Raw genomic sequence first — 25147 nt, 5'->3', positions numbered from 1 at the left:
GCATAACTATACAGGGCGGACCTGCCTCCGTGCGATTGCCACGCTACGCTCGCAATGACATATTTTTTTGTTTTTTATCCCTCTAAGATAAATATTCCTTCCACCAATCAGAATTACAGGCACCTTTTACTTCGGTTGGCTCACCGGGTTTGGGTACAAATAAATCGATGTGTTTTTGGTTTGCCATAGCGGTTAGCCATTCAATAGGCTCATACCAGGCATGCGGGGCCAGGTTAAACGTACCGTAATGGATGGGCATCATCAGTTTGCCTTTCAGATCGAGATGGGCATTTGAAGCATTATCAGGCCCCATATGAATATCCGGCCAAAATTTACCATAAGCTCCTATCTCCAGCATAGTCAAATCAAACGGACCAAAAGCCTCTCCTATCGCCTTAAATTCGGGCGAGTAACCCGAATCGGCACCAAAATAAATATTATGCTGCGGACCTTTAATCACGAACGACGACCACAGTGTTTCGTTCCGCCCAACAATGCCCCTGCCCGAAAAATGGCGTGAGGGCGTTGCCGTAAGTACAATTTCGTTACCGATCATGGCGCTATCGCCCCAATCCATTTCTGTGATAAAGTTGGCAGCCATTCCCCAGCGGGTTAAATATTGTGCTACTCCTATCGAACAGAAAAAAGGGATGTTCTTATCCGCAAAAAAATTAATGGTAGCCTTATCCAGATGGTCGTAATGATCGTGCGATTGGATCACGGCATCCAGCGGAGGCAGATTTTCCAAAGCTATCGGCGGTTGAAAAAAACGCTTCGGCCCAAATGATTGCGAAAACGAAACCCGCTCGCTCCAAACCGGGTCGGTAAGGATGCGTTTGCCATCAATCTCAATCAGGATACTGGAATGACCAACCCAGGTAATGCGCAAACCCGATTCGGGCGGGGTACTGTAAACCGATAGATCTGTTTTAAAAGGGCCTAAAGTTTTCTTAGGCGTATTTTCGGCCTTGTTGTTCATGTACTCCCTTAAAATGGGAATCATTTTACCAAAGCCGGCCTCATCAGTAGGTATGGTATTGAGATATTTTCGTCCTCTTTTTCGCGATGCGGGTAAACTCATAACAGCAATTATAGTACTTATATCAGGTATGATATAACTAACGCAAAAAAGTTACGAATGGTTGAAGCGGCTCAACCTTTATTTACTTAAGAATGATATTGCCGTATCACAAAACTCAACAAGCGGGGCCGGCAAAGCATCTCCGGTAAAAGGATGTTCGCCACCAAAAGTATGATCTGCCCCTTTTTGCACTATGTATTGAGCAGCAGGATTAGCTTCATACAATTGCTGTGAGTGGCTTGCAGGTACGGTAGGGTCGGCATCACCATGAACAATGAGCCAAGGTTGCGTTACAAAGCTTGCCTGCCTGATGATATCCAGCCTGAGCGGATGACTATCCAGATCATCAAGCAGGGTTGATTTAACAGGCATTTGCTGCCCGGTACGTTTATTTTCAAAGTAAAAAACGCTTTGCAAACGCCATTGCTGTTCCATTTGTTTTGGCCACAGGTTCCGAAAACCGGATATGGAAGCCATAGTTACCAGCTTTTTAATCCGGCTATCTTCGGCAGTTTTGATAATACTTACGCCGCCGCCCATGCTGTGCCCAATGAGGTATACACCATTAGTCATAGGCATACTTGCCCCGCTGCAGGCAAAATCAATGATGGTATCCAAATCTTCCAGTTCAATAGAGACTGTATTATCAGCAAAGGCCGTCAGATCGGCAAAATCCAAGGGATTGGCGGGCGTTGTGCCATTATGCGAAAAGTTAAATTTCAGGAAACGAAAACCCTTTTCGGCAAAATACCGGGCTAACAGATCATGGGTACCCCAATCTTTAAATCCCTTAAAGCCATGTGCAAAAATTACCAGCGGCGGGTTTTTAAAAGCATCATCGTAAGTAACGTCGATAAGCATTGGCCGCCCTTTAGCGCCGGGAAGGGTAAAACTATCTTTCCTGATCATGGAGGCTAATTTAGTATTAAAGGCCGAAAATATTATTGAAATAAGTAAGTGCAATTGGACTGAAGCCTTCTCTTCCCGTCCCTTTCAGGCCTTTCGTAGATTTTATTTAACCTTGAAAAGCAAAATCATCGAAACAGTTATATTAAATTTGAATATATTAGCTTGCAGTCGACATGCGCTATACCGAATATCGTCCTAATGGCATACTAAAAGATTTCATACAATGTTATTTTGTGTGCGAAACAGATATTCCTGTTATGACGGATGACAAGGTGTTTGCTACAGGCGCTATCGAGATCTTATTCAACCTGGGAGCGGATGGCCCGCAGCAAATAAAAAATGGCGAAATGGTAACCTGTCCCGAGATACAATTGTGGGGGCAAACTATACAGCCATTTACTTTTACCTCTTACGGTAAGCACTGTATGTTTGGGATCCGTTTTTTCACCCATACCGCCGCCTGTTTTTTTAATGAACGGATAGAAGAATTTAATGACCGGGTCATTGATTTCAAAGAGCTGGGTGGAAAGGAAGCTGCTTTGTTACATTTGAGATTAATGGAGGCCAAAACGCCGGACCGGAGAATAGATTTAGTGGAAGAGTTTCTGATGAAAAGACTGTTAGCATCGGGGCCTAAATTCAGTAGGCTAAAGCTGATTAACAACATCATGCTTGACTTAAGCCGAGAAGATTTTCTGGAGAATATCAATACAGTGGCAGCTAAATACGGTCTTTCCTCCCGTTACCTTCAGAAAATATTTTTAAACTACTCCGGGCTGAGCCCGAACTTGTACACTAAGATAGCACGGTTTCAGAAAAGCCTTTACCGGGTTGCCGAAAACAAACTATCGCTCACCTCCATCGCTTATGAATGCGGGTACTTTGATCAGTCGCATTTTATAAAGGATTTTAAATTCTTTACCGGGTCGCTCCCTTCCCGGTTCTCGCCCGAAAGTTCAACCGATTTTTCTGCCGCGCTCAATAATTAAGCTGTTCCGATTTTTACAATTTCGGCCCATTTTATGGATATAATTTCGCTTTAATTATTCATTCAATATTTAAAGGATCATGAAACAAAAAACCTTAACTACAGCAATTATATGCCTGTGTCTTTTCTTAACGTACAAAAGCAGCATCGCCCAGGCAAATAATCCCGGCTTACAGCAGATCAAAAGCTCAATTCAAAAAATAAATACACTTTATTATGAGCTATTTGCAAAAAGTGACGCTTCAATCATCAACCTTTATACCGATGATGCCATATTATTAGCGCCAAATATGCTGCCTATAAATGGCAAAAAGGCACTGAAAAAAGATTTTAATGACACTTTTGTTGCAGGTAAAGTTAAAGGGGTAAAATTCCAAACGGCCAATATTTATGGTGATGGAAAGGCATTCGTCACCGAGGAAGGTACCTGGCAGGTTTTTGACCAAAGCGGCAAAGTGATTGATGATGGAAAGTATTTAAAGTTGTGGAAGCTCACGAAAGCCGGCTGGAAAATATTCAGGGATTCATTTAACAGCAACCACAAAATTTAAAACAAGCGGCACCATCATAAATAACGTTGATAAGCATTGGCCTCTCTTTGGTGCAGGAAAGAGTGAAAATATCTTTCCTCATCATATTAAAATACTATCTCAGTTTCGATAATATCCGAGCGTTTTACAACAAGGGCTCCTGCAAAAAGGTCACCTATCCGTTGATGCTTCTCTGTTTTTATGATACAAATTATCGCGGGTAATCCATAAAAAAGAATATCAACGCAATCACATATCCTGCGTTTAAAAGCATCCCCTAAGGTCAATTTGTTGCCGTCTGTTGTGATTACTTTCAATTTACATATATCATGCCCGGGCGTAGCGCCATTAAAGGATTCAACAACAACAAAATATAGAAACCACATAATAAATATCGGTAAAGCCAATATACCATCTACCCCGGAAACATCAGGTGCGGGATTTTGATCAAATACGGTTACGTAGGTATAGAAAAAAGCGAAATAAATTCCGTAATCTATTAATGTGGCTATGATACGGAGTTTAATATACGGTTTAGGTTTAATATCAACGATTTTCATTACAATGAATACAGCATCGCAATATATAAAAAATACTACCTACACCCTCTTCCCGTTAAAAGTAATATTATACAAATCGGTGCGCCTGTCTTTAATATTTTGCACGCTGCCATATTCATGCAACTCATCCAGCAATGAAAGGTCAACATCAGCAATAACAATCATCTCGGTATTTGGCGTAGCCTCAGATTGGATTCCGTTTGTAGGGAAACCAAAATCTGAAGGTGTAAACACCGCCGACTGTGCATAGCTGATACCCATATTATTTACATTAGGCAGGTTACCAACGCAGCCGGCAATAGCCACATAGCATTCGTTTTCAACGGCACGGGCCTGGGCGCAAAATTTAACCCGGTTATAGCCATTTTGCGTATCGGTAAGGAAGGGAACAAACAAGATCTGCATATCCTGACCGGCAAGAATGCGTGATAATTCGGGAAATTCCACATCATAGCAAATCAGGATGCCAACTTTGCCGCAATCGGTATCAAAAACCTTCACCTCATCGCCGCCGCGCATCCCCCATGAGCTAATCTCGGCCGGGGTTGGGTGAATTTTGTATACCTCCTCCATGCTGCCGTTCCGCCTGAACAGATAGGAAACGTTATATAACGACTCCTCAAAAATATAAGGCATACTGCCTGCTATAATGTTCACATTATAGGAAACCGCAAGTTTTGAAAATTCCTCGATAATGGGCTGGGTATATTTAGCCAGCTCACGCATAGCCTTGGCCGAATCCATGTGATTATAATCGGCCATAAGCGGTGTATTGAACAGCTCGGGGAAAAGGATAAAATCGGCCTGGTAATCGCTTACGGCATCAACAAAATATTCGGCATGCTTCATCAGCTCGCTGATGTTACTGTACGAACGCATCTGCCATTGCACAAGGCCAATGCGTACCACCGTTTTATGATTAATAACATCGCTTACCTCTTCGTAATAAACATTATTCCACTCAATAAGTGTAGCAAAGCCTTTTGAGCGACTATCCTCGGGCAGGTAGTTACGCAATACCTTGCGCACATGGAAATCATTTGACAACTGAAATGATAATGTTGGATCATAGATCTCCTTATATTTTACTTTATCAATATACTGACGGGGTGTAAGCTCGTTCTGAAATTTTTGATAGTTGGGGATCCGGCCACCTGCTATAATGCTTTTCAGGTTCAGTTTTTCGCAAAGGGCCTTGCGGGCATCGTACAAGCGGCGTGCAAGGCGCAATCCACGATATTTAGGATGGATAAACACATCAATACCGTACAGTACATCCCCTTTGTCATTATGGGTTTTAAAGGTACTGTCGCCGGTAATTTGCTTGTAGGTGTGATTGTCGCCAAATTTTTGGTAATCGACTATAATAGCCAGTGCACAGCCAACAACCGTATCGTTAACGGTGATGCAGATCTGCCCTTCGGGGAATATTTTGATGAGCCGGCGAATAGAATTGGCATCCCAATAGTCCTCGTCCATATCCATATAGGCCGATTTCATTGACTTTTTTAGCTCCTGGTAGTCCTGTACTTCCAGGTTGCGCATTTCAATACTTTGCAGATCCATATTTTTATTTTGCTTCGATAGCAACAGCCAAACGCTGTTTTGGTTTAAGCTTTTTTAGTATCGGTTGTATGCCACCAGGCCCAGTAGATCAGCACAAATTGCAGGATTAGGCGCAACCATGCCAAAAAAGGCGTTACTGTTATGGAATTTAACTTCATCGGCGCTTTAAATGCCATGCTCACGTGGATCTGCAAAAAGGCAATCAACATTAAAACAATCCCCCAGGCAGCCCAGTATCGCGTCTTGGATGGTATAAGTAACAACCCTAATGAAATTTCGGCAATCCCGGCAAGGAGGTTAACTGTCTCGGGGTAAAGCAGGTTATTAGGCATTACGGCGTAGTAAAAGTCCGGATCGCGGAAGTGATTAAGGCCTGCAAGCACGTAAAACGCTATGAGTATTACCAGGCTTATTTTTTTATACTTATCCATGTTTTAATTTACAAATATTTTGTGATACGTATTGTAAAACAGTTTAAATACTGCAAAACAAGCCGTTTTTGCAATTTATAACCATTCCAAATAAGCCTGTTTGACAAAGTGTTGACATTGCATGTGCCGAATAGTGATACTTTTGTTCGGTCAAATTTTAAAACTGCTTTGAAGTATCTAAAGGTAATAGCTTTTACGCACAAACAGATTGAACTGAAGGAATTGGGTAGATTGGTGGTTTGCCAGGAAAATCTGACAGATAAACTTGCACAAGTTAAAAAGCAGTTCAACATCCCGGAGATCTTCTACCTGGCTACCTGTAACCGTGTGGAATTTGTAATGACAACCCCACAATCCGTTGACAAAGATTTTGCCAAAAAATTCATAGAGGCCTTTAACACAGAGCTTTGCCATGATTCGCTGAGTACTTTTATGGATAGCGCGTCTATTTATGAAGACCAGGAAGCCATGGTGCACTTATTGCGTACTTCATGTTCGCTGGAGAGTTTGATCGTGGGCGAAAAGGAAATCCTGGCCCAGTTACGCAAAGCATATGAACATTGCAAAGAGGCCGGCCTAACCGGCGATGCCATGCGCATGATCATGAACTGCGTGGTAAAAACAGCCAAGGAAGTTTATACGCATACCAACATCTCCAAAAACCCAATCTCGGTAGTATCGCTGGCTTACCGCAAGCTTAAAGACCTTAATCTTTGTTCAAATGCCCGTGTATTGATCATCGGCGCAGGCGAAACTAACCGTAACATTTCCAAATATCTTCAAAAACATAAATTTTCAAACTTCGCGGTATTTAACCGTACCGTGGCCAATGCCGAAAAATTAGCTGCCGATTTGGGCGGAGAAGCGTTTGACCTCGAAGCTTTGAAAACCTATAAAAAAGGTTTTGATGCCATTATCACCTGCACATCGGCAGTTGAGCCCATCATCACAACCGAAATTTACCAATCGCTGCTCAACGGCGAAACCGGCCGCAAAACTATTGTGGACCTTGCTATCCCTAACGATACAGCCCCCGAAGTGCTGGAGCAATTTCCGGTTAACTTTATCGAAGTGCACTCGCTTAACGAAGTTGCAAAAAAGAACCTGCAGGAACGTTACCACGAACTGGTACACGCCGAAGCTATCATTGAGCAAAACATTGCCGAATTTATACAGCAGCTTAAACAGCGCCGTATTGAGGTAGCTATGCGCCAGGTTCCTGAAAAGATCAAGGAGATCCGCAATACCGCCATCAACTCGGTTTTTGCCGATGAGGTACAGGGCCTGGACGAGCAATCGCGCGAAATCCTGGAAAAGGTGATCAACTACATGGAGAAAAAATATATCAGCGTACCCATGGTTATGGCGAAGGATATATTGATCAATGAAAACTAAAACCGTCTGAATCAGAAATTGCAGAATTTGAGGATTGGCAGAATGTTTGCTTTTGTCTGAACTCAAATTTATTCTCGCCGTTGTTGGTGTTGTCACCAACAACTCCTCACCCGGCGATTGCCTATCCTATAAGTAACGAAAAATTTCGGTAATTTACAAGAACCTATGGTTAGGAAAGGTTGTTGGTGACGACACCAACAACGGCACGGGTACACGCCGGAGCTATCATTGAGCAAAACATTGCCGAATTTGTACAGCAGCTTTATGTCCCCCAGAGTCTCTCGCAGAGAACTCTGAGGTTCCCATCGCTACCGCAAGGCTGTGCCTTGTGGTCCGCATGCTAAGCACGCTTGCTAAACTTCAACCTGTCTCGTCCTAAAAAAGTCTATAGATTTTCCCGTTCCCTCAGGGTCTCTCGCAGAGGACCCTGAGGCTCGCCGAAACTGTCTCGTTCTAAAAAAAGTTCACAGATTTTGAGATAATCCTGTTATGTATTTACGGTACTTCGAATCAGCGTAGCGTATACATCAGGATCCTCTCGCAGAGAACCCTGGTGGGACATTGAAAATCATTATTTTCTAACAATTGCGTTTATGGCTAACAGGACTCCAAGAATAATGATCAACCCTCCCTCCAATACAGCTATACCAAGTCGTTGACGCTCCGAAAAAACAAAACTAAAAATCGATACAAGCGCTAAAAATGACAAAGAAATATAGGTGATATTACTCATTGACCAATCAGATGTCTTAATGGTCAAATAAATTTTCACTATTAAAAAAAGGGGGATAAAAACAGAACAGCCTACCGAAAGTTGAAAAATTAATTTTGATGTTAAAATATTATTCATCTATAATGTTTAAAGCTAATTTAGCTTTTCTTACCATAATTACAACTACTCTCGCCGTTGTTAGTGTTGTCACCAACAACTCCTCACCCGGCGACTGCCTATCCCATAAGTAACGAAAGATTTCGGTAATTTACAAGAACCTATGGTTAGGAAAGGTTGTTGGTGACAACACCAACATCGTCCCAAAATTAGCTAAGCTTTCAGCTTAACCGAACACCATATCATCAGCATGCAAAATATCACATTTATGCTGCAAACTGCCTACTCATAATTGCTAACTGGATATGGGCGTTACCTCCGGTCCGGACTGTACACTCATACGCCTGCAGGCATTACGTTCGCTGGCCGATATCCGGTCCCATCCTAACGCAGGTATTTTTGTTAACTAAACCTATTGGGTTATTATTGGGGCTTATTCTTCTTGTAACACAAACATTCAATCACTCCGTTCTCAAACTCTTAATAGGGTTAACTGTCGCGGCTTTTAGAGATTCATAACTAACCGTAATCCAGGCTATACCCAGTGCAGCTACAGATGCAATAAAGAACACCAGCCAGCCAGCATTGATATGATAAGCAAAACCCGACAGCCAGCTGTTAACCGCATACCACGAAAGTGGGATAGCGATAACTATAGCAATCAAAATAAGCCTGGTGATACCTGATGACAGTAAGTAAACGAGGTTTACTACAGATGCCCCTAACACTTTGCGTACGCCAATTTCCCTGGTACGCTGCTCGGCCATAAATGCAGATAAACCATATAAACCCAGGCACGAAATAAAGATTCCCAAAGCGGCAAAAAGATTAAAAATATTGCCCATTTGTTGTTCGCCTTTGTGAAGTTTGGATAACTCCTGGTCAATAAAATCAAATTTGAAGGGATAAGCCGGATTGAGCGCCTGGCTCATAGCCGCCAGTGCCTTTATTGTAGCATTAGTTTTTCCGGGCAAGGTCCTGATCACCACATAACCGCCTATTTTATTGAAAGGTATAACCAACGGCTCAATGCTTTGCTGAACGGGCTTAAAATTAAAGTCTTTTATAACCCCTACAATAGTACCCTTGTTACCCCAAACCGCTAATGGCTTGCCTACTGCAGTACTGGCGGTAAGGCCCATTACGCTGGCCATTTTTTCGTTGATCATGTAATTATTCGAGTCGGTTTTAAAACCTGCCGAAAAGCTTCGGCCGGCTGCTAACTTCATTCTGAATGTGCGCGTAAAATCCTCATCGGCGGCCATTACAGGGATAGACAATTGCGAACGTGGATCCTTACCGCTCCACTGCACATTAAGTGTCCAGCCGCCAAGTTCAGTTGGCAAATCTGTAATCGTTGTAAAATCGCTCGTCAGCGAGGTTTGCCTTAACATGTTTTTCAAAGCCTCCTGCTTATGCCAGATCTCGCCCGTCATTGGCACGTATAAAAGATTGGCTTTCTCGAAACCGGGATTCCTGTCCCTGATAAATTTAAGCTGATTATAGATCACCACCGTACCCACTAACAATACAATGGAAACCATAAACTGAACCACAACTAAAGCATTACGGAACAGCAAATTGCCTCCCATTGATTTCACGTTACCTTTAAGCACTTTAACCGGGTTAAAACCAGAGAGAAATAACGCCGGATAACTCCCCGAGGTAAGACCAGTTATTAAAGCAATACCGGTAAGACTTAACCAAAGCCTGGCATCCGACAGATCAATAACAAGTTTCCTGTTAGCCAGATCATTAAACACCGGCAAAAACATCCTGACAATAACAAGCGCAAGTAGCAGGGAAAGAAAAGAGATAAATACCGACTCGCTTAAAAACTGAAGCACCAATTGCCCGCGAACAGCACCGGCAACTTTACGTAAGCCTATTTCTTTAGCCCTGCGTGCCGAACGTGCGGTAGCCAGGTTCATGAAATTGATGCAGGCCACAATCAATATCAATATGGCGATCGCAAAAAAGATGCTTACATACTGCGCATTCCCATGCCCCGGCGAATCTCCTAATCTTTCGGGATCCAGGTGTATTTTGGTTAGAGACTGTAATTTGAAGGCAGCCTTGGTATCGGGACTGTGTTTGTGAAAAATCTGACCTATTTGTGTTTCTAATTTGGCAATATTAACGGCGGAAGGGTCAAAACTTTTATCGAACTGTACGTAACCAAAAAAATTAAAATTATCCCAGATATTATTTTTTAGATCATTATTGGTTTGTGCTATTAAAGCCATCGGAAGCAGGATATCAAACCGAAGATCGGAGTTAGCAGGAATATTGGCCATAACCCCTGTTACTACCAGGTTCTCCTTGTTATCTTTTCGTATTACCTTGCCAATCGGGTTTTCTTTTCCGAAGTATTTGGTGGCGATATCTTCTGTTAATAAAACACCATTTGCCTGATTTAAGGCCGTAGTGCGGTCGCCTTTTAATAAAGGATATGAAAACATATCTATAAATTCAGGGTCGGCGTAAAACACCTGTTCTTCCTGAAATTTCCGGGCTCCAATTTCAAATAAAACAGATGGAAAACCGGGATATAAACGGGCCGCATTTTTAACAGCAGGTATCTCCGATTTTAATCCAAAAGGCATCCCGGCCGAGCTTGCCGCCGTTTTAGAATCTCCAAAATCGCTGTCGATACGATAGATCTGCCCGGCATTTTTATTAAACTTATCATAGCTCAATTCATTTTGCACCCAAAGCAAAATCAGGATACTTGAGGCAAGGCCTATCGCTAAACCCGATATATTGATAATGGAATAAGCTTTATCCTTTATGATATTCCGGTAAGCCAGTTTAAAATATGTTTTGAACATAGGTATGCTGATTGTAGACGTTGTTAAACTTAAATAAACTATTTGATACGCTGGTAGTGCCTAAAACCCATGCCACCTATTTAAGATACTGACAAACAGCACATTAATGTTATTTTATTTATAATACCGTTCGGAAACGTTACAACGGGTGTGCGTTTTTGCCTGGCATAGCGCTTTGAGCGTGCTTTAACTTCTCCGGTACGCAATCCTTAACAAAATTGTAAATTAGCCCCTGTTTAAATCTTATACTACATCATGCTTGACACCACCACCATTGACGAGGCGCTGAACAGAGGAAAGTTCATGATAATATATCCAATCCATGCAATTACAGTTGTAACGGTGGCTGTATCAATATATCTAAAATCAGTAATAGGGTACTCTCCCATAATCATATTACCCACAATAATCGCAGGCTCAGTTATAGCCATTATTTTTCGAGGCTTTATGACTACCCGCTGGCGTTTATGGGCTTTTGAAAACGTTCGTAATGTGCATGAACTGGAAGCGCGTGCAATTAAGGCCGGGCTTATTCCTAACCAAAATCGCCAATGGTTTTTCCCTGAGTTCAAAAGTAAAGCCGACAAGGCAAGGCTTGAAGAGCTATCAAAAAAATTTGCCCTACCAGATGTATTTATCGATGATTATACTGTGGCCAACGAAGTAAGGGTCTATTTTTCAAAAAGGAAAAACTATTTATTCGCAGGGGCAGCCGTTGTTGTTGGTTTAACCACAGGGATTGCTGTTATTTTAAACAATCCTCAACAATATGTTTTTGTGACAATGGTGTTTATAGCCGCCGGAGTAATAGCATTTATCTCCTTAAAAAAAGCGTTAAATACCATTCCGCGAATTATTATTAGCGATAAAGGCATTGAAACAGTAAATACTCCTTTTTATGAATGGAAAGATATTTACCAGGAAGAGGTGTTTACCGAACAGGCCGACAGAAGCGTTGTAACCTATTTTACTTATGCCTCACCTAACGGCTACGAAAAACTGGCAATAGGAAATGACCTGACGCATTCGGCCCAACAAATAGAATCAACGTTAAAACTGTTTCGCTCACGGAGTGATAAAGCAAAAACTGATTAGAAATACCGCATATGACGAAGCTTCGCTTTATGTTTCCTGAGGTCACCGGGCTCTGAATAATCCCAAGGGATACTCTGAACAGCGAATCAGCATGGCGTATACATCAGGGCCCTCTACGAGAGACCCTGATGAGAAGGTAGTCTCACAATAATCTTCCTGATCATTCTGTCCTCAAACTTTTTACAGGGTTTGCCAGCGCGGCTTTTAAAGCTTTGTAACCTACCGTAAACCAGCCTATCAATAACGAACTTATAATGGCTGCCACAAAAACCCATAAGCCCGGCGAAATACGATAGGCGAAAGTTTGCAGCCATCCGTTCATCAGGTACCAGGCAAGGGGCGCGCCAATCATAAATGCCACCACGATAAGAGCTAAAAATTCCTTCGAAAACAGATACACAATGCTGCTTACTGATGCGCCTAAAATCTTTCGGATCCCTACCTCTCTTGTGCGCTGTACCGCCATAAATGACACCAGGCCGTACAAACCAAGGCAGGAGATAAAAATAGCGATGAGCGCGAATACTTTATAGATCAGTTCAAGCTGGTTTTCCTGTTCGTAAAATTTGGCTATGCTATCGTCAACAAAAAAGCCGGTGTAGGCATATTCGGGATATTTCTTTTCCCAGGCACTTTGCACCAATGCTGCCGTTTTTGCAAGTCTCCGGCTTTCAATTTTTACCGCTATTTGCTGTTCCGATTGTTTTGAGGGGAACATCACCAGCGGTTTAACTTCCTCACGCATGGAGTTTGTTTTAAAGTCGGCAACAACACCTGCTATGGGCAGGTTTCCGTAACTATCAAAGGTAAGGGTTTTGCCCAAAGCTTCATTTGCACGTTTAATACCCAATTTGCGTATAAAAGTTTCATTAACCACCAGTTCGCGTGCGGTATCGCTGGGTTCATAGCTTTTGCCTGCTATAAACCTGAGGCCAAAAGTTTTAAAGTAATCCGCGTCGGCAACTTTCATGAAAATATCAAAGCCAGGATCTTTATCTGAATGATTGAAGTAGAAATTGCTTGAATTATTATGCGATGACGATGGCGCGTCGGCCGAAAAACTGGCTGCCTTTACGCCCTGCAAGGTAAGCACCTGCTGTTTAAAGCTGTTCATTCGTGATAAACCGATGCTATCGGCAGGGCATGGTATGGCCAATATGGCTTCTTTATTAAACCCGAGGTCGGCATTGTTTACAAAATCCATTTGTTTAACGGCGATAGCTGTTCCGATAATCAGCAACTGTGAAATGGTAAACTGGGTAACTACCAGCACACGGCGGAGCGATATACCACCGACAACCGCCGAATTAATCTTATTTTTCAACGCCTCAACAGGTTTAAATCCCGATACGATAATTGCCGGATATACTCCCGAAAGCAGTATCACTGCAACTATTACACAGGCCAGGCAAAGCAATATGCCGGGATTGAACAAACCAATGGTATCCGGAACGCTGGCGATATGTTTGAGTAACGGTAAAGCAATTTCGGCTATGCAAATTGCAAGGCCGGCCGAAATTAGTACGATAATGGCCGTTTCGCACATTACCAGGCCTACCAATTGCCCGCGGCTGCTGCCCAGCACTTTGCGGATGCCTACCTCTTTGGAGCGGCCAACGGATTGCGCGGTTGAAAGGTTAATGAAATTGATGGATGCCATAACGATGATCAGCACCGCGATAAGCGACAAGGTACGCAGCGTGGACTTGCCGGTTACATGATCGCCCAGCGTGCCGCCAAAGCTGGTGTCAAAATGGATTGCCGATAAGGGTTGCGCTACAGCATATCTTTTCCTGGCAGCGCGTTTACTGTCACTATTAAATTGCTTTTCGGAAAAACTAAGCATTTGACTTTCGATGCTGCTTTGCAATACATTTGCAGGAAATTTTATATATACCTGGCAATCGCTGCTGGTTTCATCCCAGGTATATGCGTAATGGTAGCTTTTTAGGTTCTTCTTCCAGGTGATGTACGAAACCAGCACTTTAAACGGCAGGTCGGTATTTGGAGGTAAATCCTGTATCACACCAGCAACCTTCAGCGTTAGCAGGTTGTCCATCCTCAGTGTTTTTCCTACGGCCAACTGCCAGTTACCAAAATATTTTATGGCGCTGCTTTTATCAATCACCACCATGTTAGGATCTTTTAAAGCTAACGCGCTGCCGGCAAGCCAGGTTGCTGAAAAAATATCGAAAAGCTGGGGTTCGGCAAACATGATGCCGGTGTTCTCAACAAACTTTTTATCGCCGGCGGCGTTCCCGTTAGCCGCCGGGGCTACGATCTGGCTGCCATAAATGGCGTTGATACCTGCAATGGTAGCCTGTGGGAAATAAAGACGAAAAGCATCTACAGCGGGTGTTGAGATCCCGGCACTATACCTGATATTGCCTTCCCTGTCTTTTTTTGTAACGATGCGATAAGTGCTTTTATAACCGGGTTGATAGGTATCAAAGCTCAACTCATATTGAACAACTACAAATATCAGCAGGCAGGCCGCAATGCCCACCGCCAGCCCGGCTACATTAATGGCCGAGTAACTTTTGTGACGGGTGATATTACGCCACGCGATCTTAAAATAATTTTTGAACATATAGCTGCAGTTTAATTTCCGGGAAGGCCACATAATTGTGGTTTCATGCTTCGAAATTACCCCTGCAAACTGGGTGTGTCGTCTTAAGTTATAACTTGGGAACTCTTTTTGGGCCGCGTTTTTATATTCCGCCGGACTTTTACCCGTCATCTGTTTAAAAATGCGGTTAAAAGAAGATTTTGAATTAAACCCCGACTCAAGTGCTATGCCAAGCAGGGTTATATGGCCAAAAGCGGGATCCCGCATTCTCCGGATCACTTCCGTAACGCGGTATTCATTGATAAAATCGTTAAAGTTTTTTTTGAGTGCCACATTGATGATCCGGGATAGCTCATGAACGGTGAAGCCCAATTTTTCGGCAAGCGAGGTCAAATTCAACTCTGCGTCCTGGTGATACAGGTTAGCTTCCATTGCCTTCCTGAGCCAGGTTCCCTTTTGCCTGAGATCCGCCGAAACCGGTGCTTTCAAAACCGGGTAGGCTTGCTCCGTAACTAAGGCCCCCGGTTTTGAATGAACTATCGCCGCTATCCAAATCATCATTCCCGCTAACAGCAAATACAAAGGGTAGTACACGTGGGTTCCTAACCAGTGGAAATAAAAAAAATCTGCAACGGCATATGGCAGCCATAATAACCATAAAAAACCAAAGGCTTTGATTAACCGGACCAGCCAGCGCATTTGAGTGCGGTAGCGGTCATTTATGTGATTGAATTTCAACTGTTGATAATAGCTTTCAATCAGCCTGAAAGAAATATACAAATAGGCAACTACCGAAATGAATGCTGCCATATTCAGTGCCAGGCCCGTTTGCTGAAAGACCGGTGTGTGGAAAGTTGCCACGTCGGTGCTGATGCTTTGCCCAATCTCCAATACAAAAATGCCCTGTTGCAGCAACAAGGGGATAAAGTGCAGCAGATCCGTACCATGTAATTTATATCCCGGCCGGGTTATCTTAAGTACATAAAAATAGAGGAGAGGCCCAAGTGCCAGCGAAAATTGAAGTGGCAACCGGCTCCAATCCGGGAAGTAAGTACCCAGCCCAATGCTTTCTCCCAACACCCGGGCCATCCATAAAACAATGGTTAGCATAGCAAGGGCCAAAAAACGATTTGCAGAGCGGTTAATGCTTCTGGTAAACCATAACAGCAGGCTAAACGTGAGGCCGATAAATATCGCAGCCAAAAACGCCAGGTCATAAAGGGTGATATGGAAACTATACGCGGTCAAGTTAAGTATTGTTTCAAAGGCTATTCCAAATTTATAACTTTTTGATATATAGGAAATAAGGTTTCTTAAGCAGGAATTGTTGTAATAAAAACGGACGTTTGGTTGTACGGATTTGAACCGTTGTATTTGAAATCGGCCCGCAATAGCCCCGTGACGAAGCGTAGCTTCGCCATATACAGAGAACACACAAACTAAGCATCCCTGCTTTAACCAATGGTGGCAGTACTTTGTCACCAGCCAATTCAAACAGCTGCACCGATCTAAAAAAATCTCAAAAACGATAAAAATCAACTCAAAAAATCAGCTCCTATATTCAACAATCATGAAACACCAAACAAACACGCCTTAAAGTTTCAAGTGCTGATTATCAGTAATTTATCAATGTTTCACATAAAAATCTAAAATGCTGATTATCAAGCAATAATGCCATTAACCCGTTTCACCGTTTCACTCTTAAAAAATGGAACATAGCTATTTTTAAAAAAAAGAGGCGGCGGAGTTTTTCCATTTTTTTTCGGGAATCAAAAAATTGGGACACCCGCTTTGTTACAAAGTTAAGTCCGCTGCTGCAAGGCTGTGCGCTGTGGCAAATATGTTAAGCAGGTGATATGTGGGGGAAATTTGTTCAACTATCAAAACCCACACATTACAGTCATTTTGTTGCAATTAACAATAATTCATTAAGTTGTTGTACCTTATCATCGGCATAAAAAATTAAATTTGCAGCTGCAAACATTCATTCTTTTGGACAGAAAACTGATTATAGGAACCCGTGGCAGTGAATTGGCTTTATGGCAGGCCAATTTCGTTAAAGACAGCCTTGCTGCCATTAACATTACAGCCGAGTTAAAGATCATTAAAACCCAGGGCGACCGCATCCTGAACCTCAGCTTTGATAAGCTGGAGGGTAAAGGCTTTTTTACCAAAGAATTAGAAGAAGAATTAATAGCCGGTACCATTGATATCGCGGTCCACTCACATAAGGACCTGCCAACAGAAAATCCTCCGGGACTCATCATTGCAGCAGTTTCAGAACGGGAAGATCCTGCCGAACTGTTGCTGATCCTGAAGGATTGCGTTGACGTGCACCAAAAGCTATCTGTTAAATACGGCGCTATTGTAGGCACCTCATCAAACCGGCGCAAAGCCCAGCTCCTGGCCCACCGTCCCGATCTTGAAATTGAAGAACTTCGCGGTAACGTGCCTACCCGTATTGGTAAGCTGCGCGATGAAAAATATGATGCCATTATGCTGGCTAAAGCCGGCGTTACCCGTTTAGGCCTCGACTTGAGCGAGTTTCATGTAGAAGAGATCACCCCGGTTGAATTGATCCCGGCCCCGGCACAAGGTGCGCTGGCGATCCAGATCCGTGAAACTGATCATGAGCTTTTTGAAGCACTACAGGCGTTACACCATACTGATGTGGCCGAAGAGCTGGCTGTTGAACGTACCGTACTGAAATTATTTGGCGGTGGTTGCCACCTGCCTTTGGGCTGTTACTGCCGCAAGGAAGATGGCCTTTTCCAGGTGTTTACCTCTAAAGCTAACGAAGGCGATGAGTTTCCGGACAGGTTGTTTTTAGAAGCGCCAACTACCGAAGGTTTGGCTGAGAAAGTAGTAGCCAAGTTTGCAAAAGACCGCAAGCACCCGTCAAGTGTATTCATTTCGCGCGAACTTGGCGAACAAAGTTACTTCCGCAAAGCGCTTGAAAAACATGGCATCCAGATAGAAGATCGTTCGCTGATCCGTACTGTACCCGTGATCACCCGCTTTGACTCATACATATTAAAAAATATTGACTGGGTATTCTTCTCCAGCAAAAACGCTGTTGAATACTTTTTCCAGTTAAACCCACAATTCCCTAAAAAGGTAAAATTTGGGGTAATGGGCAGCGGCAGCGAAGAAATGCTGCGCCGCAAAGGTCACTTTACCGACTATGTTGGCGAAGGTACAGATACCGCCGAGGTAGCCGAAGAATTTGCCAAACTGGCAAACGGAAAAATAGTGCTGTTCCCGGGAGCTGAAAGTCCGATGAGGAGTATCCAGCAAGGCTTATCTGCCGATACCAAAATCATCGACCTGCCGGTTTACGAAACCGTTTTGGAAGAAGACGTAGAAGCCAGCGGCGCCGATGTGTTGGTGTTTACCAGTCCATCGAACGTGGAAGCCTACTTTGCCGATAATCTGCTCGACCCTTACCAAAAGGTAGTGGCCATAGGCAAATCAACCGGCAAAAAATTTGACGAAATGGGTGTAAAATACACGCTCCCCTACTCGCCCGACGAAGTTGGGCTGGCAGAGGCAGTGTTTGGATTATAAACGTTCATTGGTTCACTTGTTCAATGGTTCATTAGTATCGCTTTCATAAGCCTTGCAATTGAGAAAAGACCAATGAACGAATGAATCATTGAACTAATGAACTAAAAAATGTTACAACGACCAAGAAGGAACCGCAAAAGTGAAGTGATCCGCCAGATGGTGCAGGAAACGCATGTTAGCGCTGCTAACCTGATTTTCCCGCTGTTTATTATTGATGGCGTAAACCAGAAAAGCGAAGTGGCGTCAATGCCAGGCATTTTCCGTTATTCTATCGATAACCTGCTGCGCGAAATTGAAAGCTGCCTTAAACTGGGCTTAAACTCTTTCGACCTGTTCCCTAATATTGCCGAGGAGCTGAAGGACAAATTTGCTACGGAAAGCTACCGCGATGAAAGTTTGTATCTGCGTGCTATCCGCGAGGTAAAGAAAAACTTCCATGAAGCCTGTGTAATTACCGACGTTGCTATGGATCCATACAGTAGCGACGGCCACGACGGCATTGTGGAAAACGGCGTGATCCTGAACGACGAAACGCTTGACATTTTAGGCAAAATGGCTTTGGCTCATGCACAGTCAGGTGCCGATATCATCGCCCCTTCGGATATGATGGACGGTCGCGTGGGTTACATCCGCAATGTGCTTGATGATAGTGGTTTTACTAATGTGTCTATCATGTCATACTCGGCTAAATACGCCAGCGCTTTTTATGGCCCATTCAGGGATGCATTGAACTCGGCACCAAAGTTCGGCGATAAAAAAACTTACCAGATGAACCCGGCCAATCAGCGTGAAGCCCTGATAGAGGCCGGACTTGATGAACTGGAAGGTGCAGATTTCCTAATGGTAAAACCGGCCTTGCCCTACCTGGATGTTATTAAACTGATAAAAGATAATACCGAACTGCCCGTTGCTGCCTATAACGTAAGCGGCGAATATGCCATGATTAAAGCCGCCATACAACGCGGCTGGTTAAACGAACAGCGCGCCATTACCGAGGTGCTTACCAGCATTCGTCGTGCAGGTGCAACTGCTATTTTAACCTACCATGCCAAAGAGGTTTTGGAGAATAAGTGGTTGTAGGTTTTGAGGTGAAAGGGAAAAGGTTAAAGGCGAAAGGTAGAAGTTAAGCACTATCACCACCACCGTCATGCCGAATTTATTTCGGCATCCCTCAGGACAGGTAGCCGCTTTGCTTAGCATGATTGCTTAGCGAGTGGGGTACTGAAACAAGTTCAGCATGACTGTGATTTTAATTATTTAAGAAAGGCCTTAGGCCCTATAACTTGATAAAACAGCTTTAAGCCTTTGGCTTTCTGCTTTAAGCTTATAAATAAAAATGTTCGATTCAATAAAAAAGATGTTTTCTGCAGAGGATGAACCGGTAAATACTACGGGCAAGCCCGATATCAGTCGTGAAAAATCGGCCGAATTGTATGCTAAGGCGCAAACCTATTTTCCGGGTGGGGTTAACTCACCGGTAAGGGCTTTCAAATCTGTTTATGGCACGCCGCTGTTTATTCAAAAAGGTGATGGGAGTCATATCTGGGATGCCGACGGTAACGAATTTATCGATTACTGCTGCTCATGGGGGCCACTGATCCTTGGCCACAACAATGCAAAAGTAAGGGAAAAAGTTATCGAGGTAATGCAAAACGGCATGAGCTTCGGCGCCCCTACCGCATTAGAAAATGAACTGGCCGAACTGATCCTGAAAAACAATAAGTTTATTGAAAAAATCCGCTTTGTAAGCTCGGGTACCGAGGCTGTAATGTCAGCAATCAGGTTGGCAAGAGGTTACACTAAACGCGATAAGATTCTGAAATTTGAAGGCTGCTATCACGGCCATGCCGATGCTTTACTGGTGAAAGCCGGTTCGGGTCTGGTTACCTTCGGCGAAACTTCATCAGCCGGTGTGCCAAAATCAGTTGCCGACGAAACTATCGTTGTAGCACTTAATGATAAAGAAGCATTAGCTAAAGCTTTTGAAGAATTTAAAGGCCAGATTGCCGCGGTAATCATTGAGCCGGTACCGGCAAATAACGGTTTGCTGCTGCAGGAAAAAGAATACCTGCAATACCTGCGCGACATCTGTACACAAAACGGCACCATGCTGATATTTGATGAGGTGATCTCCGGCTTCCGTGTTGGCTTTGAAGGTGCTGCCGGTTACTACCAGATCAAGCCTGATATTATTACTTACGGTAAAATTATCGGTGGCGGTATGCCTGTTGGTGCTTATGGCTCATCGGCAGCAATCATGAGCAATATCTCGCCGGAAGGTTCGGTTTACCAGGCAGGCACTTTGTCAGGTAATCCGGTTGCCATGGGTGCCGGTATTGCTCAACTGAGCGAATTACTGCGTATGGGCTTTTACCGCGACCTGAACAATAAAACAGAAGGGTTCGTAGAAGCCATTCAGCGTTTTGCTACCGCCCGCAATTATAAGTTTAAGGTGTTTGGCATAGGCTCCATATTTTGGTTTGCTTTTACAGATAAAGAGTATATTCGTAAAGCCGAAGATATTGATGCATCAAGCATGGAAAAATTCAAAAAGTTCCACCGCGAATTGTTGAACAGGGGCATTTATTTAGGCCCGTCGGGGTATGAGGTTGGCTTTATATCATCAGCCCATACCAAAACCGATCTGGAGAAAACAAAACGTGCTATATTTGATAGTTTGGATTTGGTATTTAGTGGGAAATAACCCCACCCAAACCCTCCCCAAAGGAGAGGGCCTAAAAAAATAAAATCTTGAAGTCTCCTCCTTTGGAGGAGATTTAGAGGAGGTTGTTATGAAAAAGTCATTTGTTATTTTTTACGCACTTATCACCTATGCCGTTGCCGAACTGGTATGGTGGGGCTATATGCTGGTTACGCTGCAACCGCGCCGTACCGGTATGATACTGGGCGAAGGGGCCATGTTTGTGGCCGTATTTTTAATTGGCGCCATTAACCTGCACCGCTCGTTTAATAAAGAACGGAGGTTACAGGAGCAGAAAAAGAATTTCCTGCTTTCGGTAACGCATGAGCTGAAGTCGCCGCTGGCATCTATAAAAATCCTGCTGCAAACTATTCAGAAACGTCATCTAACCAAAGAACAACTGCTTGATTTTATTGAAAAATCATTGAACGATGTTGAGCGTTTGGATGATATGGTTGAGAATATGCTGCTTGCATCTAAGATCGAAAACCGCTCATACAGTTTCCCTAAGGCCAGCTTTAACCTTTCGGTTTTGGTTGATAGCATTGTTAACCGCCTGCAGATCTCCAAATGCGATTGCAACCAGCAGATCATAGAGGCCGAGATTGAGCCTAAGGTGGAGATTGTGGGCGATAAATTTGCCCTTACATCAGTAGTGACCAATTTGATAGAAAACGCTGTAAAATATTCGAGCCCCTGCTCATCGGTCGGGGTAAAGCTGTTTTCGAAAGATGATAAAGTTTATTTGCAGGTATCTGATCATGGTATCGGCATAGCCGACGAGGAGAAAACCCGTATTTTCGACCGTTTTTACCGCGTAGGCAGTGAAGAAACCCGTAACACCAAAGGCACCGGACTGGGCCTTTATATTGTTAAGGAGGTGTTGGATAAACACCAGGCCAGCATCAGGGTTAAAGATAACCGCCCTGCTGGTAGTATTTTTGAAGTTACATTTGGACTAACCTAAATTTAAGACATGAATATGCCAAACAAAAAAAGAATTTTATTGGCCGAAGACGAAGAGCATTTGTTAGAAGCAATTAAGCTTAACCTTGAGCTGGAAGGGTACAAGGTTTCTCCGGCCAAAAACGGCAAAAAAGCTTTACAGCTATTTAAAGAGGAACGCTTTAACCTGGTGATATTGGACGTAATGATGCCCGAAATTGACGGCTTTGTTGTTGCCGAAACCATCAGGCTTGAAAATACAGAAGTACCTATCATGTTCCTTACGGCTAAAAACACCAATGAGGACAAGATCTCGGGCTTAAAAAAAGGCGCTGATGATTATCTTACCAAACCGTTTAATCTCGAGGAGCTTATTTTAAGGGTGAACAACCTGGTGAAACGCAGCCTGAAAGGTGAAGACCTGAAAGAGTTTAACAGCTATAAAATAGGTGATAAAACCATCCATTTTAACTCATTTGAGCTGGTTAACGAAGATGGCTCAATTACCGCCCTTACCAAAAAGGAAACCATGCTGCTTAAATTGTTGATTGAGCGCCGTAATGACGCCGTATCGCGCGAGCAGATCCTGGAAACCGTTTGGAATTATGACGTTTATCCGTCAACCCGTACTATCGACAATTTTATCCTAACCTTCCGTAAGTACTTTGAACCAGATCCTAAAAACCCGGTTTATTTCCATTCCATTCGTGGCGTTGGGTATAAATTTACCGATAACCAGCATTAATGTTCAGTAACAGGACACGTATATTTATTGCGTTTATATTTCTGCTGTCGTTAGGTATATTGGTATATTTTCATATTTATGAGCTTGCGGCAGTTGCAGCTATGATGATTATCCTGCTTATCTGGGATTATTTCAGAAAGGGTACGTTGGTTGTAGCATCCAAACATTTTCATGTAAAGGATTATGATAAAACCGCGGCTTCGTTAAACGAAATCATGAAACCCGAATGGCTCAGCAAAAACCGCAGGGGGTATTATGAGTTTATATACGGCGGTTTATGCCTGCAAAGGCAGGATTTTGAAGGGGCAGAAATGCACTATGAAATAGCGGCACAATACCCTTTGCGTTCGGTTAATGACCACGTAGCCGCTTTGGTTAGTGTAGCCAATATCAGCATCAGGCGTGGTAATTTTGAAAAGGCGAAAGCTTACCTGCAGTTAACCGAACAGCATAAAGAAAAAGTAACAGCCAAAATGAGGGAAGTGATAAGCCGCCTTCAGCAGGAGCTTCAGAAAGAATCAAGACAGTAAGGAACAAGAATCAAGACTATAAGAGTCGAGTTACAAGAAATAAGATAAAGAGACGAGAGGAAAGAGTAAGGAGACAAGACAAAAAGAGCTATCAGGCGAGAAAATAAAAAAAAAGAGAACGGTTCTCTTCTTGATTTCTTGCTTCTTGATTCTTTTTTTCTTGCATCTTGACTCTTGATTTCTTGCTTCTAACATAAAATATGAGAGATTCGTTATTAATAAAAGCGGCATTTTCGGAGCAAACAGAACGCCCGCCGGTTTGGATGATGAGGCAGGCAGGCCGCTTTATGAAAGAGTATTGGGACATTAAAAATAAATACTCGTTCCTTGAAATGTGTAAAACACCGGAGATTGCTGCCGATGTTACCATGCTACCGGTTGATTTGTTAGGGATTGACGGTGCGATTTTATTTTCAGATATCCTGGTAACCGGCGAAGCCATGGGCGGCGACCTGAGTTTTAACGCAGGTGTTGGTCCGCTGTTCGCCAATCCCGTACGTACACAAGCCGATATCGATAACCTGCAAACTGATGTTATTGATAAGCTGCAATATGTTGCCGATGCTATTAAGGTGATTCAACAGCGCCTTGGCGGCCGTATTCCGCTTATCGGTTTTGCCGGTGCGCCATTTACCGTAATGAGCTACCTTGTTGAAGGCGGATCTTCAAAAGATTTTAAACGCACCAAACTGATGCTGCACAATGAGCCCGAAATGGCCCATCAACTGTTATCAAAAATTGCCACTGTCACAGCAGATTATCTGAACATGCAGATTGCAGCAGGTGTAAACGCAGTACAAATCTTTGACAGTTGGGCGCAAGCTTTGGCATGGGATGATTATAAAGAATTTAGTCACCGTTACATTGCGGAGATCATCAGCAAACTAAACCGTAAAGATATCCCGGTGATTTCCTTCTGTAAAGGCAGCTCGGTTTTTGCACCGCTAATGGCAGAGGCTAAGCCGGATGTAATTTCTATCGATTGGAATGTCGATCTGTTAGATATCAAAAAACGTTTACCGGCAGGTATTGCGGTACAGGGTAACCTTGATCCGCATATCCTTTATGCCGATAAAAAAGTAATTAAAGAACGCATCTACCGCCTGTTCGACCGAATGAAAGGCGAAAACGGCTTCATCTTTAACCTGGGCCATGGCATTATGCCTGATATCCCGTTTGATAATGTGAAGTACGCGGTAGAAGTGATAAAAGAATACAGAAACTAATAATAAAGCCAACATGTCATTGCGAGCGATAGCGTGGCAATCCCGAACTATGCAAGTCGCTCTGTAAAGTTCGCGATTGCTTCGTTCCTCGCAATGACATGTATTAATTGACATGTACGATTACGTAAAAGCTATACATATCATTTTTGTGGTCTGCTGGATGGCGGGGTTATTTTATAGCGTACGTTTATTTATTTATCATACTGAAGCCCAGGATAAGCCCGAGCCGGATCGTACTATATTGTCTAAACAATTCGAAATCATTGAACGCAAGTTGTGGAATATCATAACTATCCCCTCAATGTACCTTACTATAGCAGCTGGCACAACGATGCTTATCCTCAAGCCAATTTGGCTTCAATTTGGATGGATGCATATCAAACTGACCTTTGTTGTGGCTTTAGTGATCTATCATTTCATCTGCCAAAATAAAATAAAACAGATGCGTAACGGCGTATTCAAATGGACATCCATTCAGCTCCGCTTGTGGAATGAAGTTGCTACCATTTTTCTGTTCGCCATTGTTTTCCTTGTGGTGCTTAAGAGCGCTTTGAATTGGATCTTTGGTGTTCTTGGCTTGGTATCGCTGGCTGTGATATTAATGATAGCGGTTAAGATTTATAAAAGATATAGGGAGAAGAAGTAACTC

The 25147-nt window shown here is 43.2% G+C and carries 20 protein-coding genes; 12 read left to right on the top strand and 8 right to left on the bottom strand.

Annotated elements, in window-relative coordinates; all coding sequences use genetic code 11:
- Positions 1-82: 82 nt before the first annotated feature.
- Positions 83-1081: an MBL fold metallo-hydrolase gene (locus tag DIU38_RS32440; protein WP_112657888.1), complete on the bottom strand. Its 999-nt coding sequence runs from the start codon at positions 1079-1081 to the stop codon at positions 83-85.
- A 78-nt stretch (positions 1082-1159) separates the two neighbouring features.
- The gene (locus tag DIU38_RS32435) at positions 1160-1990 is read right to left on the bottom strand and encodes an alpha/beta hydrolase family protein (RefSeq protein WP_112657886.1); all 831 of its coding nucleotides are present in this window, start codon (positions 1988-1990) and stop codon (positions 1160-1162) included.
- 173 nt (positions 1991-2163) lie between these two features.
- On the opposite strand from DIU38_RS32435, the gene DIU38_RS32430 reads away from it, so the two are divergent.
- Both DIU38_RS32430 and DIU38_RS32425 read left to right on the top strand, forming a co-directional pair.
- The gene (locus DIU38_RS32430; RefSeq protein ID WP_112657884.1) at positions 2164-2979 is read left to right on the top strand and encodes a helix-turn-helix transcriptional regulator; all 816 of its coding nucleotides are present in this window, start codon (positions 2164-2166) and stop codon (positions 2977-2979) included.
- A 79-nt stretch (positions 2980-3058) separates the two neighbouring features.
- Positions 3059-3529, top strand: coding sequence for a YybH family protein (locus DIU38_RS32425; RefSeq protein WP_112657882.1), 471 nt, complete (start codon positions 3059-3061; stop codon positions 3527-3529).
- A gap of 86 nt (positions 3530-3615) precedes the next feature.
- Here DIU38_RS32425 and DIU38_RS32420 read toward each other — a convergent pair whose 3' ends face one another.
- From DIU38_RS32420 to DIU38_RS32410, 3 genes are read right to left on the bottom strand one after another with little or no spacing between them, the layout of a single operon-like run.
- Complete coding sequence (locus tag DIU38_RS32420) at positions 3616-4068, bottom strand: RDD family protein (protein ID WP_112657880.1); 453 nt, start codon at positions 4066-4068, stop codon at positions 3616-3618.
- 39 nt (positions 4069-4107) lie between these two features.
- Positions 4108-5634: a carbon-nitrogen hydrolase family protein gene (locus DIU38_RS32415; RefSeq protein ID WP_091165564.1), complete on the bottom strand. Its 1527-nt coding sequence runs from the start codon at positions 5632-5634 to the stop codon at positions 4108-4110.
- A 44-nt stretch (positions 5635-5678) separates the two neighbouring features.
- Complete coding sequence (locus DIU38_RS32410; RefSeq protein ID WP_112657878.1) at positions 5679-6065, bottom strand: DoxX family protein; 387 nt, start codon at positions 6063-6065, stop codon at positions 5679-5681.
- 168 nt (positions 6066-6233) lie between these two features.
- On the opposite strand from DIU38_RS32410, the gene hemA reads away from it, so the two are divergent.
- Positions 6234-7460, top strand: a complete 1227-nt coding sequence (gene hemA / locus DIU38_RS32405) for a glutamyl-tRNA reductase (protein ID WP_112657916.1) — start codon at positions 6234-6236, stop codon at positions 7458-7460.
- A 571-nt stretch (positions 7461-8031) separates the two neighbouring features.
- Here hemA and DIU38_RS32400 read toward each other — a convergent pair.
- Both DIU38_RS32400 and DIU38_RS32395 read right to left on the bottom strand, forming a co-directional pair.
- Positions 8032-8310, bottom strand: a complete 279-nt coding sequence (locus DIU38_RS32400; protein WP_112657876.1) for a hypothetical protein — start codon at positions 8308-8310, stop codon at positions 8032-8034.
- A 440-nt stretch (positions 8311-8750) separates the two neighbouring features.
- Entirely contained in the window at positions 8751-11120 is a 2370-nt protein-coding gene (locus tag DIU38_RS32395) for an ABC transporter permease (RefSeq protein WP_112657874.1), read from the bottom strand.
- A gap of 255 nt (positions 11121-11375) precedes the next feature.
- Between DIU38_RS32395 and DIU38_RS32390 the strand changes: the two genes are divergently transcribed.
- Entirely contained in the window at positions 11376-12215 is an 840-nt protein-coding gene (locus tag DIU38_RS32390) for a hypothetical protein (RefSeq protein WP_112683093.1), read from the top strand.
- Positions 12216-12375: 160 nt separating this feature from the next.
- Here DIU38_RS32390 and DIU38_RS32385 read toward each other — a convergent pair whose 3' ends face one another.
- Positions 12376-16032 (bottom strand): ABC transporter permease, encoded by a 3657-nt coding sequence (locus DIU38_RS32385; protein WP_112657868.1) that lies wholly within the window; start codon positions 16030-16032, stop codon positions 12376-12378.
- A gap of 744 nt (positions 16033-16776) precedes the next feature.
- On the opposite strand from DIU38_RS32385, the gene hemC reads away from it, so the two are divergent.
- From hemC to DIU38_RS32345, 8 genes are all read left to right on the top strand, one after another.
- Positions 16777-18351 (top strand): hydroxymethylbilane synthase, encoded by a 1575-nt coding sequence (hemC, locus tag DIU38_RS32380; RefSeq protein ID WP_112657866.1) that lies wholly within the window; start codon positions 16777-16779, stop codon positions 18349-18351.
- A 108-nt stretch (positions 18352-18459) separates the two neighbouring features.
- Positions 18460-19431 (top strand): porphobilinogen synthase, encoded by a 972-nt coding sequence (hemB, locus tag DIU38_RS32375; protein ID WP_112657864.1) that lies wholly within the window; start codon positions 18460-18462, stop codon positions 19429-19431.
- A gap of 256 nt (positions 19432-19687) precedes the next feature.
- On the top strand, positions 19688-21055 hold the full coding sequence (hemL, locus tag DIU38_RS32370; RefSeq protein WP_112657862.1) for a glutamate-1-semialdehyde 2,1-aminomutase: 1368 nt from the start codon (positions 19688-19690) through the stop codon (positions 21053-21055).
- 88 nt (positions 21056-21143) lie between these two features.
- The gene (locus DIU38_RS32365; protein ID WP_090529091.1) at positions 21144-22019 is read left to right on the top strand and encodes a sensor histidine kinase; all 876 of its coding nucleotides are present in this window, start codon (positions 21144-21146) and stop codon (positions 22017-22019) included.
- A 15-nt stretch (positions 22020-22034) separates the two neighbouring features.
- Positions 22035-22742 (top strand): response regulator transcription factor, encoded by a 708-nt coding sequence (locus tag DIU38_RS32360; protein WP_091166941.1) that lies wholly within the window; start codon positions 22035-22037, stop codon positions 22740-22742.
- Complete coding sequence (locus tag DIU38_RS32355) at positions 22742-23272, top strand: hypothetical protein (RefSeq protein ID WP_112657860.1); 531 nt, start codon at positions 22742-22744, stop codon at positions 23270-23272. The genes DIU38_RS32360 and DIU38_RS32355 overlap by 1 nt, the downstream gene beginning before the upstream one ends.
- Positions 23273-23472: 200 nt before the next feature.
- A complete protein-coding gene (hemE, locus tag DIU38_RS32350) occupies positions 23473-24498 on the top strand; it encodes a uroporphyrinogen decarboxylase (RefSeq protein ID WP_091165534.1) in 1026 nt (341 codons plus the stop codon).
- Between the two features lie 112 nt (positions 24499-24610).
- Positions 24611-25144 carry a CopD family protein gene (locus tag DIU38_RS32345; RefSeq protein ID WP_112657858.1) on the top strand — a complete coding sequence of 178 codons (534 nt, stop codon included), beginning with the start codon at positions 24611-24613 and terminating at the stop codon, positions 25142-25144.
- Positions 25145-25147 lie beyond the last annotated feature (3 nt).

Source organism: Mucilaginibacter metallidurans (genome assembly GCF_003286435.2).
Classification (GTDB): domain Bacteria; phylum Bacteroidota; class Bacteroidia; order Sphingobacteriales; family Sphingobacteriaceae; genus Mucilaginibacter; species Mucilaginibacter gossypii.
Note: the sequence above shows the minus strand (reverse complement) of the source record. Positions and strands in the feature narration are given on the sequence as shown.

What these genes read in the sequence shown, in the direction of transcription:
- DIU38_RS32425 (WP_112657882.1), top strand. Translation starts at nt 3,059, where the DNA reads ATGAAACAAAAAACCTTAACTACAGCAATTATATGCCTGTGTCTTTTC.
- DIU38_RS32365 (WP_090529091.1), top strand. Translation starts at nt 21,144, where the DNA reads ATGAAAAAGTCATTTGTTATTTTTTACGCACTTATCACCTATGCCGTT.
- DIU38_RS32420 (WP_112657880.1), bottom strand. Translation starts at nt 4,068, where the DNA reads ATGAAAATCGTTGATATTAAACCTAAACCGTATATTAAACTCCGTATC.
- DIU38_RS32390 (WP_112683093.1), top strand. Translation starts at nt 11,376, where the DNA reads ATGCTTGACACCACCACCATTGACGAGGCGCTGAACAGAGGAAAGTTC.
- hemE (WP_091165534.1), top strand. Translation starts at nt 23,473, where the DNA reads ATGAGAGATTCGTTATTAATAAAAGCGGCATTTTCGGAGCAAACAGAA.
- DIU38_RS32430 (WP_112657884.1), top strand. Translation starts at nt 2,164, where the DNA reads ATGCGCTATACCGAATATCGTCCTAATGGCATACTAAAAGATTTCATA.
- DIU38_RS32440 (WP_112657888.1), bottom strand. Translation starts at nt 1,081, where the DNA reads ATGAGTTTACCCGCATCGCGAAAAAGAGGACGAAAATATCTCAATACC.
- DIU38_RS32355 (WP_112657860.1), top strand. Translation starts at nt 22,742, where the DNA reads ATGTTCAGTAACAGGACACGTATATTTATTGCGTTTATATTTCTGCTG.
- DIU38_RS32415 (WP_091165564.1), bottom strand. Translation starts at nt 5,634, where the DNA reads ATGGATCTGCAAAGTATTGAAATGCGCAACCTGGAAGTACAGGACTAC.
- DIU38_RS32435 (WP_112657886.1), bottom strand. Translation starts at nt 1,990, where the DNA reads ATGATCAGGAAAGATAGTTTTACCCTTCCCGGCGCTAAAGGGCGGCCA.
- DIU38_RS32395 (WP_112657874.1), bottom strand. Translation starts at nt 11,120, where the DNA reads ATGTTCAAAACATATTTTAAACTGGCTTACCGGAATATCATAAAGGAT.
- hemB (WP_112657864.1), top strand. Translation starts at nt 18,460, where the DNA reads ATGTTACAACGACCAAGAAGGAACCGCAAAAGTGAAGTGATCCGCCAG.
- DIU38_RS32345 (WP_112657858.1), top strand. Translation starts at nt 24,611, where the DNA reads ATGTACGATTACGTAAAAGCTATACATATCATTTTTGTGGTCTGCTGG.
- DIU38_RS32360 (WP_091166941.1), top strand. Translation starts at nt 22,035, where the DNA reads ATGCCAAACAAAAAAAGAATTTTATTGGCCGAAGACGAAGAGCATTTG.
- DIU38_RS32400 (WP_112657876.1), bottom strand. Translation starts at nt 8,310, where the DNA reads ATGAATAATATTTTAACATCAAAATTAATTTTTCAACTTTCGGTAGGC.
- DIU38_RS32410 (WP_112657878.1), bottom strand. Translation starts at nt 6,065, where the DNA reads ATGGATAAGTATAAAAAAATAAGCCTGGTAATACTCATAGCGTTTTAC.
- hemL (WP_112657862.1), top strand. Translation starts at nt 19,688, where the DNA reads ATGTTCGATTCAATAAAAAAGATGTTTTCTGCAGAGGATGAACCGGTA.